This window comes from Paenibacillus sp. DRB1-1 (assembly GCF_052119485.1).
Lineage (GTDB): Bacteria > Bacillota > Bacilli > Paenibacillales > Paenibacillaceae > Paenibacillus > Paenibacillus polymyxa_B.
Genome location: NZ_JBODQH010000001.1, coordinates 4,814,092 through 4,830,050 on the forward strand (window position 1 = coordinate 4,814,092; position 15,959 = coordinate 4,830,050).

The following is a 15,959-nucleotide window of genomic DNA, read 5'->3' on the forward strand; positions in this document are numbered from 1 at the left end:
GAATCAGGAACCGATAAATTGACGTTTTTCACCATTGTATACACGCCGGGAATTCCGTGGGATAACCCGAATAAAAACACGAAAACTGGTGGTTATAGAATCGCCAGTTTTCGTTTTGTGAATCAACAGTATAGCCATTTTTGCAGAGGGTTCCCGTATTTTATACATAACCAAAAGAACTTCCAAAGCCACCGTTGTAAGTGGTCCATGGAAGTTCTTTTTTTAACGAAAACGGTTGGTTCTACGCGTTTGAAAGCGATTGGGTACTTCATTACGGACAGCTACCCCTGTGGTGCGTTCCTGCACCGCTTGTTTGGTGTTCTCACGTGAAATACTGAGCATAATGCCCATGGAAAACATCATGACAAGTAGGGAGGAGCCACCAAAGCTGATAAATGGAAGCGTTACGCCAGTGATTGGAATCGTTTGGGTTACACCGCCGATATTAATGAAGGCCTGAATGGCGATCAAACCCATGATGCCAGTGCCTACCAACGTTCCGAACGGATCATGGCAACGCAGAGCAATGATCATGCCTCGCCAAATGAAATACAAATATAGCATCAGGAATATGGCTGTTCCGACAAATCCGAATTCTTCACCAATTACAGAAAAGATAAAATCATTAAATGAATTAGGAAGATAGTGAAGCTTGATAATACCTTTACCAAATCCTGACCCGTTTAAGCCGCCTTCACCTATAGCTTGCAAGGACTGTACCAGATTGTATCCTGTTCCTTGTCTATATTTCTCGGGATTAAGAAAGGCTTGAAAGCGTCCGATTTTGTAATCTTGCTTGGCAGCAGCTTGTCCATCTGTGGTTCCAGAATCTCCTCCAAACAACGACCCAATGCCAAATACGATGGAAGCGCCTAGCACGAGCAGAACAATTGATGCTGTAATATGCTTTACACTGGCTCCACCGGCATAAATAATCAGACCACTTGTAGCAACCAAAATGAAGCAGGAGCCTAAATCAGGTTGAAGCATGATGAGTCCTGCAACACAGCCTACAATGACTGTTACAGGTATGTAGCCAGTCCGCAGATCTCTAAAGCGATCTCCTTTTTTGACAATAAGTGCGGATAAGTAAAGAATGATGGAAATTTTCGCAAGCTCCGTTGGCTGGAAGCCAACACTACCAAACCTGAGCCAACTTTTTGCACCGTTAAGTGAGCCTGTAAAAAGAACGATGATTAGCAGTAATATAGTTATGAAAAATAAAGGTACAAAAAGTTTTTTATATTTTTCCATCTTAATATTCATAGCTACCAACATAATAAAAAGTCCAAGTACAGCAAATGCAGATTGGCGCTTCACAAAATATAAAGAGTCAAAATTGTATTCTTTATTCAGCAGAGCTACGCTGGAGCTGGAGCTAAATACCATAATTACACCGAATCCAACCAGTAACAAAGTGAGGATCAGCAATTGGAAATCCGGTGTGCCTCTTCTTCGAGTCTCCGGCTTCGTATTTCTCATATCAGCTTCCCCCGGTATTCGCCACAAGGTATATTCCTCGCAGACGGTTATCATTTTATCGTTTATCCATTTTATCATATTATGTTTGTTGGGCTTCTGCAACCTCCCTGGAGCAACAGATATCGCAACAATTCCATATCTGCTACAATAGGATAAAAATGAAGACTTGAAAGCAGCGGTGCATACGTGGTGACGCTGCATGATTAATTCGGGAACTTGCCCGGTGCTTTAAAAGGAGAGGTGGAGCAGAATGACGCAACATGCGATAGATAAGATCTGGTTTGATCGTTTGCAAGAAAACATGGTGGAGTGGCGTAGACATTTACATAAGAATCCCGAAATTTCCTTTCAAGAAAGCAAAACCGCAGCTTTTGTAGCGGATAAGTTGGAGAGTTGGGGAATCGAGATTCGCCGTCAGGTAGGGGGACACGGTGTTGTAGGCACCATTCGTGGTGCTAAACCCGGGCCTGTCGTCATGTTACGCGCCGATATGGATGCTCTTCCTATTCAGGATGAAAAGGAATGTGAATATCGCTCCAGCGTGGACGGAGCCATGCATGCTTGCGGCCATGACGGACATACATCCGCGTTGCTTGGAACGGCTTACTATTTCAGTCTGAACCGGGACGAGCTGCAAGGAGAAATTCGGTTGTTGTTCCAACCTGCGGAGGAATTGCTACCTGGCGGAGCGGTCAGTGTAATAAAGGATGGTATATTGGAAGGTGTGGATGTCATTTATGGCATCCATTTATGGACACCTTTTCCGGTCGGGACGGCCGCGAGTTGCGCAGGTCCGTTGATGGCGGCGGCAGATGATTTTTATATTGAAATTACAGGTAAGGGTGGGCATGGTGGGATGCCCCAGTCCACTAATGATAGTGTCGTGGCGGGTTCAGCTCTTGTTATGCAACTGCAAAGTGTTGTAAGCCGTTCAGTCGACCCATTACGACCTGCCGTGCTGACGGTGGGAACCATCCAAGGGGGCTCTGCGCAAAATGTGATCGCAGAAACGTGTCGCCTGAGTGGAACGATTCGTACGTTTGATGAGGAGACACGAACGGTAATGAAGGAGCGACTGCATGAGGTGACCGAGCTTACAGCCGCAACATACGGTACAACAGCACAGGTTCGCTATATTATGGGATACCCACCAGTTGTCAATGACGCACATGAAGCATCTCGTTTCTTTAATGAAGCAAAGTCTGTTTTCGGCGAGGAGAATGTACAGGAAGCGTCGAAGCTGATGCCTGCTGAAGATTTTGCATATTATTTGGAACGTGTGCCAGGTTGCTTCATGTTCGTAGGAGCGGGTAACCCAGTTAAAGGAGCAGTTTATCCACACCATCATCCGAAATTTGATTTTGATGAGGATGCAATGATTAACGCGGTCCGTTTGTTTATTGCGATGTCTACGGGATACGCTGCGGAACGAAAAGCAGGGGCAATTAAGGGCTAAAATGAGTTGGATTGGGAACGGTTCAATCTGGAGTATGAGCTGAATGAAATGGGGTACCCTACTGTTGAAAAGGAGGGAGTACCCATGAAAAAGGTTCAGGAAGTTATGACTAAAAAATGCGTAACGGTTACCCCGCAGGACAATATTTATGAAATTGCGGTCAAAATGAAGGACAATGATACTGGTTTTATTCCGGTTGTGGAAAGCGAAGGCAGTGATAAGTTGATCGGTGTAGTAACGGACCGTGATCTTGTCGTTCGCGGTTATGCGGCTAAAAATTCGGGTTCGGGTTCGGTCGATACGGTTATGACGACAGGTATTCGTACAGCTAGTGCGGACATGTCGGTGGACCAAGCAGCTGAACTGATGGCAGAGCAGCAAATCCGTCGTTTGCCCGTAACGGAAGGAGACCGTCTGATCGGGATTGTCTCGATCGGTGATTTGGCTGTTCGTAATATTTTTGCAGACAACGCTGGAGAGGCGCTTAGTCATATTTCCGAGCAGGTCCACTAGAAGAATAATTAAGGTAGGCATTAGTTTGGGGAGGTCTTTACCCCGAGCTTCTAATCAGGAGTTCAACCCGAATATGGGTTGGGCTCCTTGCTATTCTGGTTGATATGCCAATAATCGGATAAGCTATTTATTATATAAGTTTAAAATGAGTATTGTTAGATTATCAGGAGGTAGTTATGAATCCAGATCACCCTTGTATTGTACAACGTGATTTTACCGTTCTGCTGGAAATAGGCTTGCCCGGTTCAGAATGGGCTCGTTCACAGTTGCAGATTTATGCGGAGCTGGTTAAAAGCCCGTCCGCTTTTCATACATACCACATCACTCCATTGTCTTTGTGGAACGCAGCTGCCCTCGGATGGAGTGCTGAGGAAATTCAAAATAGTTTGCACTCCATGTCCCGTTGGGATATTCCACGTGATTTGTTGAAGGATATTGAACAGCTCGTTTCTCGTTATGGGACGTTGACGCTTTCACGGGAGGGTACGGAAGAAAAGCGAACTTATAGCACAGATACGATTGGCGCATACCGTGCTGAGCATGAGCCAGACGGAGGTATAAAGACAGGGAAAGCCAACAGCTATACAATAGGTGATCGCTTGATCTTGGCAGCAGAGACCCCCGCTTTACTGGGTGAGCTACTGACCAAGCAAGAGCTCAAACAGCTTGGTTTACTTTGCGTTGATGAGGTAAGCGCATCGGTCCCGCCCGAAAATCGGGGCTTACTCAAGCAGGAATTAACGCGCTTGGGTTATCCCGTTGTGGATACGGCAGGCTATCTTGAAGGGAATCAGCTTAGTTTTACCTTGGGAAAGGGACAAACGAAGTTGCAGCTTCGTGATTATCAAGTAAAGGCCGCTGATGCGTTTGAAGGAGCGAACGGCTTAGGGGGGAGTGGTGTACTGGTACTTCCATGCGGAGCCGGAAAAACAGTGATAGGTATGGCGGTAATGAATCGGTTTCAGTGCGAAGTGCTTATTTTAACTTCTAATACTACTTCTGTACGGCAATGGGTAGAAGAGTTAAAGCGAAAGACGGATATTCCTGCCGATTCCATAGGGGAATATAGCGGTCAGAAAAAAGAGGTGCGCCCGATTACGGTGGCAACCTACCAAATTTTGACACACCGTCGCACCAAAGATGGGGATTTTGAGCATATGAAACTACTGAGTGAGCGGAAGTGGGGACTCATTATATATGATGAGGTTCATTTGCTGCCCGCACCAGTATTCCGGGCGACGGCTGACATTCAGGCTACCCGTCGTTTGGGGTTAACAGCTACGCTGGTTCGAGAGGATGGTTGTGAACGAGATGTGTTCTCTTTAATTGGACCCAAACGGTATGATATGCCGTGGAAGGAACTGGAGCGACAGGGCTGGATCGCTCAGGTGGATTGTGTGGAGCTACGGCTTCCAATGACAGCTGAACTTTTGGAGCGCAGTATGCGTGCCGAGGGTAGACAGCAGTACCGAATTGCAGCCGAAAATCCGGTCAAACTGGAGGCGGTACGTAGTCTGATGCAGCAGCACAGCGGCTTGCCCACGCTTATTATTGGTCAATATTTGGACCAATTGCGTATATTGGCTCAGGAGCTCGGTGTCCCACTGATTACGGGTTCAATGAGCCAGACGGAGCGGGTGCGTTGGTTTGATGCGTTCCGCAAGGGTACAATTCGGACCCTATTGGTATCCAAGGTTGCAAACTTTGCGGTGGATCTGCCGGATGCTGCAGTAGCCATAGAGGTATCGGGTAGCTTTGGCTCTCGTCAGGAAGAAGCGCAGCGACTGGGCCGCATTTTGCGACCAAAGTCGGGCGAGAATAAAGCTTATTTTTATGCGCTAGTGACGGAGAATAGCAAGGAGACGGATTTTGCAGCTCGTCGTCAGCTGTTTCTGATTGAGCAAGGCTATGAATATGCGGTTCGCCGATTTAGTGTGACAGAGGCTATCGAAGGCCGTGATGATAAGCCTGGAGATCGTGGAAAGAAAAAGGAGGCCTAATCAAGAATGGGCGTAACGAACACGCAAGACAGCTGGAATGAGCTTTCATCAGATGAGCTGCTGGTGCTTAGACGATGCTTTATCCGGTGCGCGGGACAGCCCCTGAAGGAAGAAGAACTAATACAGCTTACCCGGGGAGCGTTAAGCGGAGTCGAAACGAAGCTGGCACTACGTGGATTACGTCTACGGGGCTGGCTGGAGGCTGTTACCAAATCGTGGGGCGAACGAATTTTATATATTCCGGTTCATCGGCTACCGGATTTGTACGATATGTTGTTAGAGCAAAATCCAATGAACATGATGCATTCGGATCATCCGATAACGGTACATGAATCAATGACAGGGCTGGAGTCGGAATTGCTGCATGCGTTGTCACGTATTGCGGTACAGGGCGTTCCTTTGACAGCCAAAGGAACTATACATAAGCGGTCATTGCAAAAATTGAATGAACTGACCCCCTTTCGCCCAGAGGACCTGATGGGTCTTGGGTTGCATTATGCGCATGCAGAGCTGTATCCAGTGCAAACGGTGGTATTGATGGATTTGCTACTCAGTTTGGGTCTGTTAGTGAAAGAAACTGTGTCTTTTCGCATTCAGGAAACGGAACTGGCGACTTGGATTCGTTTGTCTGCTTGGCAAATGCGCAAGCATATTTTTGCTACACTCATGGAAAGATACGGCAAGGCCGAAGCGTCTATGCAGCATTTTCGCTATATGCTGTGTGCCGTCTCCCAGTATGTAGGAACAGAAGGGTGGATATCTATCAAGTGTCTGCTGCAATGGATGCTTCAGGTAGGCCTAATCCAGCAGGAGAGTACGAGCGGAGCTGATTCCAAGAATGGTGCCCTTTTAGACCTTGTTCCTACAATCTCAAATACGGAAGGGTTTGTGGGAGAAACGGTATCTAATTTTAATTTCATTGGACCTTTCATGGAGGAATTTAAGGGTTGGCTGAAGGCCCTGACTGCTTTTGGAATGGGCGATTGGGGCCAGACTGCTTCGGGCGAACTGTGTTTTCGCTGGGATGTATCTGTGATAGATATGCTTCGTCCCAATAATTACGAGGATACACATCAAGAACAAGGTGCTTTTTATGTACAACCTGATTTTGAAATATTGGTTCCACCAGATGTGGCATATGATGTGCGCTGGCGACTGGAATGCTGCTGTGAACGTGTGACAGGAGATCGGATGGTAGTATACCGGATCACCAGAGAAAGTGTTACAGAGGCAATCGAGTTAGGAATAGAAGCCAAAGCAATTCCTGCTCTTCTGGACAAGTTCAGCCGGACAGGTGTGCCTGATCATGTACGTATGGCGGTAGAACAGTGGGCAGGCGATGTCGGACGGACGGCTTTTGCAACGGTAACACTTTTGCGATGTGGCACACAGGAGGATGCAGACATGGTTGCACACCATCCCGCGTTGGAAGGATTGCTGGAACGGCTCGGTGACAGGGACTTTATTATTCCGGCGAGCTCTGCTGTCAAAATACGAAAAACGCTTGCTGCAATTGGATTAGGTCCACGTCGTGAACTGGAAGGTGTGGACGATCCGACTCATCGTTATCCATTGATTTTGGAACCAGAGAACATAAGTTCAGGCAGCCCCAACAGTGAAATGGAGTCCGACCCTACTCAAGCTCATTCTATATTTTCCCAAGAGGGAAGAGCTGGTTTTGTTTATACTGGGCGCACGCTGCATTTTTATGAACAAGAGCACACGCTGCCTGATCCGTCTGACTATTTTCCAGAAAGATCTACAGTCCCCTCCTCATGGACAAAAGAATGGAGGAGTTACCATACTTCCACTGCCCGGCAGTTGATCGAGCAAGCGATTCGTTGGCAGGCTGCTGTGGGACTGCGAATCGGTGGAAAAGAGGTTAAATGGATACCGGAGGCGGTGGTTCCCGGTGCACCATGGAGTGTCACAGGCTGGTACGCCTCAGGAATGGATGACGAAGCACCTTCTCCTGCGACTTTACAGCCAAGTGAATGGTCAGACATGCGGCTGCTGGTTCCTTTTACATAGTAGAGCCAGGAAGTGCATGAAACTCCTTCTTCTCAAAAGAAGGATGTGGTATGATAAATGAGTCTACTTTTACAGGGTAGAACTTTATATAAAGTGAGATGAACATTCATGAGCGTAGCCGAATTGAATACGGTCAATATGGCAGAAGTGCTTATTAACGCCTATGAATTGGGCGATATGGTCAACCGATCCTTTGAGGTATCGGATTATTTATATTGGAAACAGCGTGTGGAATTGAACCCGTCTATTCAGGCGTGTGTACGCAAGCTGGATGCCAAAAAGGAGCTATTCGCGGAAACGGAGCGTTTTGGGCATTTTCATCCGAACTATCATGAAGCGAAGGATGCAGTGCAGGTCGTTGAGCTGGAACTGGAACAATTCGTGGATGTTAAGGAGTTCAAGCGAGCCGAAAAGGCGCTGGATGATATGCTTCATGCCATGTCTGAAACGATTGCATATTCCGTGTCCGAGACCATTAAGGTGCCGAGCAATGATCCGAATGTGAAAAAGGGCGGATGTGGCAGCGGAGGGAAATGCTCCTGTGGATAGGTCATAGGAATGATACCGAGTGGAGGGGAGATGAAGCGAATGTTTGCCGAGCGGACAGGGTACATCATTTGGGTAAGCGATATCAAGGCTGCCCGCAATCTGGAGAAATACGGAAATATCCACTTTATTTCAAAGCGTATGCATTATGTAGTTATATATATGAATGCGGATCGGGCAGAAGACACCGTTAAAAATATTCGCAGACTTTCCTATGTGCGTAAGGTCGAGCGCTCTTTTCGAAATGAGATTAGGACGGAGTACAACGACGATAAGGAAAAGATGAAAGAATATGAAATATAAGATTCAAATGTATATAAATGTAATATATTTTTAAAAGGTCAGCCTACGGGCTGACTTTTTTTTGTAAAGTCAGGACTTTTGCATAATGGTCTTAATGCTGTTAGACCTAAAAAATCATTAAAAATCACCCATAAACTTCAATTTTGTAACTTGTAGTCCCGGGTCTGTTGAGGTAACATATGAATATATTGGTAGATATAAAGACCTATCTGGTGGGGAGAGTGATCCCGTGCGTGACAAAGCAATGCAGCGATGGAGTACATACGAACCGTTCTACGTGGAGATGGGCGATAAAAAAGTCGCCGATATCGTGATTACAAATCATGCGAAAACTCGCTACTTAGATCGGATAGAGCAGAAACAGTCCGAGACGAATCATATCGCCGCCTGGCTTTGGGAATGCCTGAAGCAAAACAGGATGGAGTCCTACTATCATAACGAAGAGGATGTATATTTAATTGATGGTGATCTGGTCGTCGTGGCCGAATTTGGAGAGTTGCCTGGTGAGATGGATATTGCGGGGAATCCGCTGCACAAGATGATTGTCATTACCTTTTTGGGCCGGATGTCGGAGACCATTGAATTAAGGGATTTGAAGTCATACTATTCATGGCTACGCCATTCGCGGCGCATGACACTGATGAAAAGCACTCGTAAGCAAAAATAGACGGTGATTGGGCGGTCGGCCCTAGATGAAAAAATCTCCGAACTTATGATTACCGTCAACTTTAAGTAGAAAGTATGCAGTTATTAGCTGCATACTTTTTTTATTTCCAATAATATAACTCTCCAATTCGGTAAGTTTACTTGGAAATGCTTCGACAGATGTTTTTCTTATGTTAAAATAGGGAGATCAGAGGGGAGAGGGCTGTCAGTATGAACTTTCATCAGTTGCACATTTTTTATACCGTAGCGGAGCGCGGAAGCTTCTCGGCGGCGGCACAAGCGCTGCATATGACACAACCTGCGGTGACGATGCAAATTCAGTCTTTGGAAGATTATTTCGGCACGAAGCTGCTGCAACGTTCGACTAAAAAAATCGAGCTTTCAGAGGCGGGAGCGACACTACTGCCTTTTGCGAAAAAAAGCATGCAACTGATCAGAGAAGCTGACGAGGCGATGTCTGCTTTTACTCACATGCTGGAGGGAAGATTGCATATTGGCGCCAGCCTAACGATTGGTGAGTATATTGTACCAAGAATGTTGGGGCCGTTTGGCCAGGAATACCCTCATATACGCATGGCGATGAATGTGATGAATACGACTCAAATTATGGATGATATACTAAAACATCAGTTGAATTTAGGACTGATTGAGGCCCCAATCCAGCATCCAGATATCGTGGTGGAACCTGTGATGCAGGACGAACTGAAACTGATTGTGCCTTCAGGACATGCGCTGGCCAAGGCTAAAAAAGTGGTTCTGGAAGATGTGTTTAAGCATCCTTTTGTAGCCAGAGAAAAGGGATCTGGTACACGTCAAGTGATAGAAGATGAGCTGAAAAGTCGTGGTGTGGATGCCTCCCGACTTGGTATTGTAATGGAGATGGGGAGCACTGGAGCGGTCAAATCGGCGGTGGAGGCTGGACTGGGTATTACAATGCTATCACCTTCTTCAGTGAAGCATGAAGTTGCGCTCGGTTTGTTGAAAATTGTAAACATTTCAGATATCACGTTCAAACGAGAATTTTATGCAATTCATTTGAAGTCGGCATTATTGCCGATTCCGGTAGTAACCTTCCTGTCTTACTTGCGTCGTCATGATCAGGGAACGGACGTGCAGAGGGACTCGCAGGACGAGCTTGCAAAGGTGAAAGAGAAGGAGGATGAACAATGAAGGAGCAGATTAACGTAAAACGATATGATTTACATACACACACCCAAGCATCTGACGGTATGCAGCCACCTGCAGATAATGTGCGCTGGGCCAAGGAAAAAGGATTGGCAGGTGTGGCCATTACAGATCATGATACGGTAGCTGGCCTGGAAGAAGCTCTGGAGGAGGGAAAACGCATAGGAATTACTGTGGTGCCAGGAGTGGAAATTAGTACTCGAGCTGGCGGTAAGGATATTCATATACTCGGTTATTTTATGGATTACCGCAATAAAGTGTTTTTGGAGCGGTTGGAAAAGCTTCGCCAGGCGCGGGATACCCGTAATGATTTGATTTTAAGTCAATTGCGTAGTCTGGGCGTGGAAATCACACTGGATGAAGTGATGGCTACGATGGGTAGACCGCTGGCACCAGATGAAAGCATTGGACGTCCGCATATGGCGGATACGCTGGTTCAAAAGGGATATGCGAAGGATATGCGAGACGCGTTTGACCGTTACTTGGCGGAAGGAGCGCCCGGATATGTGTCTGTACCCCGTGTAGAGCCTGCGGAGGCCATAAACTGGATTCGTGAAGCAGGAGGGGCACCTGTGGTGGCCCACCCTGGCTTGTACGGAAATGATGAGATGGTTCGCTCTATTATTGAGGAGGCGAAGCCTGTGGGCTTGGAGGTGCGACATTCGGACCATGATGATGAGGCTGAGAGCCGATATACTGTGATGGCGGCGGAATATGGGCTTATTGCAACTGGCGGCTCGGATTTTCACGGCGCACGCCAAGGTGTTATTTTCCACGGTGATCTGGGTAGCCGTAGTGTAGAAGGTCAAGTTGTCGAGGAATTGAGGAAGGCTGCTGTTGGACAAAAGTAAATAAAAAGCCCCTTGCCTTATGCATGGAACACAAGAAGTGTACCGTGCAAAGAACAAAGGGCTTTTTTGTGGTTTCAATAGGCTAGTGAGACTTAGCCATTTTTGATGCGATTCGGCAGCTTTTTGATCAGCTCCTCATCGGGTGTAATGAAGAGCGTACGCTGATGGTCGTAGATGACAAAGCCGGGTTTGGCTCCGCTGGGCTTACGTACATGCCGAATCAGGGTGGCGTCCACAGGTACGCTGCTGGATTGCTTGGCCTGGCTAAAATAGGCAGCGAGTTGAGCTGCTTCCTCCAGCGTCGTATCCCCGAATTGCTCAGCACGTATAACGACGTGTGACCCCGGAATATCCTTTGTGTGCAACCAGGTGTCATTTGGTCCGGCCAGTCGATTTGTCACATATTCATTTTGCAAGTTGTTTTTGCCGACTAGTAACTCAATACCTTCGGATGATGTATAGACGTGCAGGGTTGGACGGTCGTTTTTCTTCTTTTTCTTTCCTTTTTTGACCCGATCTCTGAGATAGCCCTGCTGAACCAGTTCTTCACGTATTTCCTCAATGTCATTCATAGAGGCATGGGCTAGCTGCTGAAGAAGATTGTCCATATAACGGATTTCTTCGTGCGTTTTCTCCAGTTGTTCATCAATGACAGCCAAGCTGTTTTTATATTTGTTGTATTTTTTAAAATACCGTTGTGCATTATCCGACGGGTTGAGTAGTGGGTCCAGTGGGATGGTTATTGGTCGCTGTTCCTCATCATAAAAGTTGATGAGCGTCACTTCTTTGTCACCTTTTTTCACCTCATGCAGCGAAGCGAACAGCAACTCTCCATAAATACGAAATTGATCGGCATCTTCCGCCTCGGCCAAATCCTGATGGAGATAGTCGAGCTTTTTTAGGTTTTTACTCCGTTCGTTTTGCAGAAACCGCAGTAGGTCACTGACCTTTTGCTTAACCGTATCCCTTTCTGCTTTTTCACCGAAGAAGTCCTCCATACACTCACTGATAGTAGCATACTCCTTACGTCCTTCTTGGATTAACGTCAGTGGAATGGCTGAGAATATCACTTTATCTTGTGCGTTTAGTCCAGATACCGGCTGAAAACGATGATTCCTCACGTCATCCATGATGTGACTGAATGTACTCCATAGTGAACGCTCACTATCACCAGATACTTCATTAGTTACTCGAGCTAATATCTCCTCAGCAATGAGGGGACTGAGTCCAGTAAAAGTGTTCACGATCCAGCGTTTGGGAGCTTCTTCGGCCTCGATCGCTGTTTGATACGAGGATATGAAGGCTGCCTCTTCCGTTTCTAGTGGATTCAGCTTGTTTTGTTCAGGAGGCTCCGTGTATTGAAAGCCAGGCATAATGACCCTATAGCTACTGATAGACGGTGTGACATGATGAATGCCATCCAGCATCACGCCTGTTTCCGGGTCAAGCAAAATAATGTTGCTGTGTCTACCCATCAGTTCAATGATAATTCGTTTGAGTGAAATATCTCCCAGTTCATCACGTTGACGTATATCCATGTGAATAATACGCTCCATGCCCACCTGCGTGATTTTCTCAATAACGCCTCCTTCGCAATGCTTGCGAAGTAGCATACAAAACATAGGGGCTTCTGTCGGATTAAGAAAGCTTTGTTCTGTAAAATGTACACGCGGGAAGGTCGGATTAGCCGACAGCAGCAGCTTTACGCTTCCGCCTTGTGCCCGCAGATTCAGCACGATATCGCGATCATTTGGCTGATGTATTTTATTAATGCGCCCGCCCCGGATGCCTTGCAGTTCGTGTACGATAGCGCGGGTTACGATTCCGTCCAATGCCATAATTATGTTCTCCTTTGAAGCAAATGTATTTTCGCCTTCCTTCTATGATACATAACTTTGGGACAAAACTTAAGCGGCTTTGTGATATTTCAGGTCCTGTCCGAATAGATTGAATCTAGAAAGTCTGTCCAGCTTATCAGCAATCGCGGCACAAAAATATAATAACGGGCAGCCATCCTACGCACAACCGACGGAAACGGACTATCTGACCGGGAGGGAATTGGGGAGAATGGAACAAGCACACTGGCACCAATTAAGCAATGAACAGCTTTCAACAAGTCTGGAAGTCGACCCGAAGCAGGGTCTTTCGGAGGAACAGCTTGCGGAACGAAGAGAAAGGTCAGGATGGAATGAGCTGAGTGAGGGGAAGCGAGTTTCGGCAATCTTGCTGCTGCTCAACCAGTTCAAGGATTTTATGATGCTCGTATTGATGGGAGCAACCCTGATATCCGGCCTGCTTGGCGAATATTTGGACGCGATTACCATTATTGCTATTGTTGTACTGAATGGAATTCTCGGCTTTGTACAGGAATTCAGAGCTGAGCGTTCATTGCGAGCTTTGAGACAACTGTCGGCTCCAACCGCCAAAGTGTTGCGGGGCGGCAAACGAATTCAAGTTCAGGCCAGAGAGCTGGTTCCGGGTGATATTGTGCTGCTGGAAAGTGGTGATCGCATTCCCGCAGATGTAAGGTGGTTGAGTACGAACGGCTGTGATGTAGAGGAGTCCGCCTTGACAGGTGAATCAGTTCCGGTGAGTAAGCATTCCCGTCCTATTCATGCCGCCGAAGTACCACTCGGGGATCAAAAAAACATCGGTTTTATGGGCACGATGATGACTAGAGGAACCGCACAAGGAATGGTTATACGTACAGGTATGAGTACCGAAATGGGTAAGATCGCAGACTTGATTGAAAATACGGAGTCGCAGGAGACACCGTTGCAGCACAGATTGGAGCAATTGGGCAAAATTTTGATTATCGTAGCGTTGGCGCTAACGGTGCTCGTTGTGGTAGCAGGCATTTTACATGGACAGCCAGCGATGAGCATGTTTTTGGCCGGAGTGAGCTTGGCTGTGGCGGCTATACCGGAAGGGTTGCCGGCTATTGTGACGATTGCGCTCGCATTGGGTGTGCAGCGTATGATTAAACGAAAGGCGATTGTGCGTAAGCTGCCTTCTGTTGAAACGCTCGGCTGTGCATCTATCATATGTTCCGACAAAACGGGCACCCTGACCCAAAATAAAATGACAGTCACCAAGCTATGGCTGGACGGTCGCTTCTGGGGAGTTACGGGAGAGGGCTACGACCCACACGGGCATATTATGGATAGAGACCTTCCTGCTGACCTTAAAAACGGACAATCTCTGCGTAGACTGTTACAAGCCAGTGTACTTTGCAACAATGCTGAAATTGTTCAAGCTGATACAGAGGAGTTGCGTTCGAAAAAGAAGACCAAAGAGCCGACGCCGTCCGCCGTTTGGGAGTTGAAGGGTGACCCGACGGAAGGAGCACTGGTCACGTTAGCTGCCAAGGGCGGAGTCACACGACAAGGGCTATATGAGCTGTACACAAGGGAGCGAGAATTCCCTTTTGACTCGGATCGGAAGCGAATGTCGGTACTCGTGCGCCATCAGGGAGGACACATCGTCTTTGCCAAAGGTGCGCCGGATGTGTTGCTGGGTCAGTGCTCCTACATTTTATGGGAAGGGAATGTCGTTCCGTTAACGGGCACGCTGCGCCAAAAGGTACTGGCAGCTAACGAAGGAATGGCCTCAGAGGCGCTGCGTGTACTTGGTGTCGCTTACCGTGACATCCGCTCGCATGAGCGTGTCTCCACGGTTGAGGAGGCTGAAGCACAGCTGATCTTTATCGGGCTGACAGGGATGATTGATCCGCCACGTCGCGAGGTTCGCGAAGCCATTGGCAAGTGCCGTCGTGCTGGAATTCGCACTGTGATGATTACAGGAGATCACGGTACAACTGCAGAGGCCATTGCACAGCAGCTGGGTATTCTTCAGCGCGGCTCCCATGTGTTGACAGGACAGGAGTTGTCTGTGATGGATGATGCGGCGCTGGACAAAGCCGTTGATACCGTCTCTGTGTATGCACGGGTTTCGCCGGAGCACAAGCTACGGATCGTCAAGTCACTGCAAAGACGCGGACATGTCGTAGCCATGACCGGAGATGGCGTCAATGATGCTCCGGCGATAAAGGCGTCGGACATCGGTATTGCGATGGGCATTACGGGGACGGACGTGACCAAAGAAGCGGCTGCGCTTGTACTGAGTGATGATAATTTCTCAACGATTGTAGCCGCAATTGAGGAAGGACGGAATATTTACGAGAATATCCGTAAATTTATTCGTTATCTACTCGCCTCCAATGTTGGTGAGATTTTAACGATGTTCTTTGCCATGATGGCCGGGCTACCATTACCTTTGTTACCGATTCAGATTTTATGGGTGAATCTGGTGACTGATGGCCTACCAGCGATGGCTCTGGGCGTGGACCAGCCAGAAAAGGATCTCATGGAGCACAAACCTCGTGGCGCAAAGGAAAATATTTTTGCTCGTCGACTGGGCTGGAAAATCATTAGTCGTGGCTTGTTGATTGGTTTATGTACGCTAGCGGCCTTCTGGCTGACATTACGTATTGCACCGGATGACGCAGGACAATTGATCAAAGCACAGTCCGTTGCCTTTGCTACGCTAGTTCTGGCACAGTTAATTCATGTATTTGATTGCCGTAGTTCCCGTTCTATTTTCCATCGTAATCCGTTTCAAAATAGTTATCTCGTGCTTGCCGTGCTCTCTTCCGTAGTGTTAATGCTAGTGGTTATGTACGTGCCTGTGCTGCAACCTATTTTCAAAACGGTACCGCTCGGTTTGCGTGAGTGGGCGCTATCCATTGTGGCAGCCGGGATTCCCACGTTTCTGATGGGAGCGGGAAGTGTATGGGGCGGTCGACGCAACCGTCGTCGCGGCGGAAATACACACTTTTCAGCGGGACGTACGAAGTTTTCAGCCTAGAAATCGGGTCATTTATACCGCATCGCTTTCCCACTATTGCCCTGTATGATATCATGGGAT

Annotated in this window: 12 protein-coding genes; 10 read left to right on the top strand and 2 right to left on the bottom strand. The window is 47.5% G+C overall.

Features of this window, described 5'->3' with window-relative positions:
• Nucleotides 1-222: 222 nt before the first annotated feature.
• Nucleotides 223-1,482 (bottom strand): putative lipid II flippase FtsW, encoded by a 1,260-nt coding sequence (ftsW, locus tag ACQW03_RS21430; protein WP_025723472.1) that lies wholly within the window; start codon nucleotides 1,480-1,482, stop codon nucleotides 223-225.
• Nucleotides 1,483-1,732: 250 nt separating this feature from the next.
• Between ftsW and ACQW03_RS21435 the strand changes: the two genes are divergently transcribed.
• The 9 genes from ACQW03_RS21435 (at nucleotide 1,733) to ACQW03_RS21475 (ending at nucleotide 11,033) form a co-directional block, all read left to right on the top strand.
• Entirely contained in the window at nucleotides 1,733-2,938 is a 1,206-nt protein-coding gene (locus tag ACQW03_RS21435; protein ID WP_220029830.1) for a M20 metallopeptidase family protein, read from the top strand.
• A gap of 84 nt (nucleotides 2,939-3,022) precedes the next feature.
• Nucleotides 3,023-3,451: a CBS domain-containing protein gene (locus tag ACQW03_RS21440; protein WP_023989320.1), complete on the top strand. Its 429-nt coding sequence runs from the start codon at nucleotides 3,023-3,025 to the stop codon at nucleotides 3,449-3,451.
• Between the two features lie 176 nt (nucleotides 3,452-3,627).
• A complete protein-coding gene (locus ACQW03_RS21445) occupies nucleotides 3,628-5,451 on the top strand; it encodes a DNA repair helicase XPB (RefSeq protein ID WP_441951638.1) in 1,824 nt (607 codons plus the stop codon).
• Nucleotides 5,452-5,457: 6 nt separating this feature from the next.
• Nucleotides 5,458-7,482 (top strand): helicase-associated domain-containing protein, encoded by a 2,025-nt coding sequence (locus tag ACQW03_RS21450; RefSeq protein ID WP_441951640.1) that lies wholly within the window; start codon nucleotides 5,458-5,460, stop codon nucleotides 7,480-7,482.
• 108 nt (nucleotides 7,483-7,590) lie between these two features.
• Entirely contained in the window at nucleotides 7,591-8,031 is a 441-nt protein-coding gene (locus tag ACQW03_RS21455) for a YlbF family regulator (protein WP_013310906.1), read from the top strand.
• A gap of 39 nt (nucleotides 8,032-8,070) precedes the next feature.
• Nucleotides 8,071-8,331, top strand: a complete 261-nt coding sequence (locus ACQW03_RS21460) for a YlbG family protein (protein ID WP_071641580.1) — start codon at nucleotides 8,071-8,073, stop codon at nucleotides 8,329-8,331.
• A 229-nt stretch (nucleotides 8,332-8,560) separates the two neighbouring features.
• Nucleotides 8,561-8,998, top strand: a complete 438-nt coding sequence (locus ACQW03_RS21465; protein ID WP_023989315.1) for a hypothetical protein — start codon at nucleotides 8,561-8,563, stop codon at nucleotides 8,996-8,998.
• A 209-nt stretch (nucleotides 8,999-9,207) separates the two neighbouring features.
• Nucleotides 9,208-10,167, top strand: coding sequence for a selenium metabolism-associated LysR family transcriptional regulator (locus ACQW03_RS21470; RefSeq protein ID WP_076292969.1), 960 nt, complete (start codon nucleotides 9,208-9,210; stop codon nucleotides 10,165-10,167).
• A complete protein-coding gene (locus tag ACQW03_RS21475) occupies nucleotides 10,164-11,033 on the top strand; it encodes a PHP domain-containing protein (protein ID WP_441951643.1) in 870 nt (289 codons plus the stop codon). Before ACQW03_RS21470 ends, ACQW03_RS21475 begins: the two co-directional genes overlap by 4 nt.
• A 92-nt stretch (nucleotides 11,034-11,125) precedes the next feature.
• On the opposite strand, the gene ACQW03_RS21480 is transcribed toward ACQW03_RS21475, so the two are convergent.
• A complete protein-coding gene (locus ACQW03_RS21480; protein ID WP_441951645.1) occupies nucleotides 11,126-12,871 on the bottom strand; it encodes an Rqc2 family fibronectin-binding protein in 1,746 nt (581 codons plus the stop codon).
• 229 nt (nucleotides 12,872-13,100) lie between these two features.
• On the opposite strand from ACQW03_RS21480, the gene ACQW03_RS21485 reads away from it, so the two are divergent.
• Complete coding sequence (locus ACQW03_RS21485) at nucleotides 13,101-15,899, top strand: calcium-translocating P-type ATPase, SERCA-type (RefSeq protein WP_441951647.1); 2,799 nt, start codon at nucleotides 13,101-13,103, stop codon at nucleotides 15,897-15,899.
• Nucleotides 15,900-15,959: the final 60 nt, after the last annotated feature.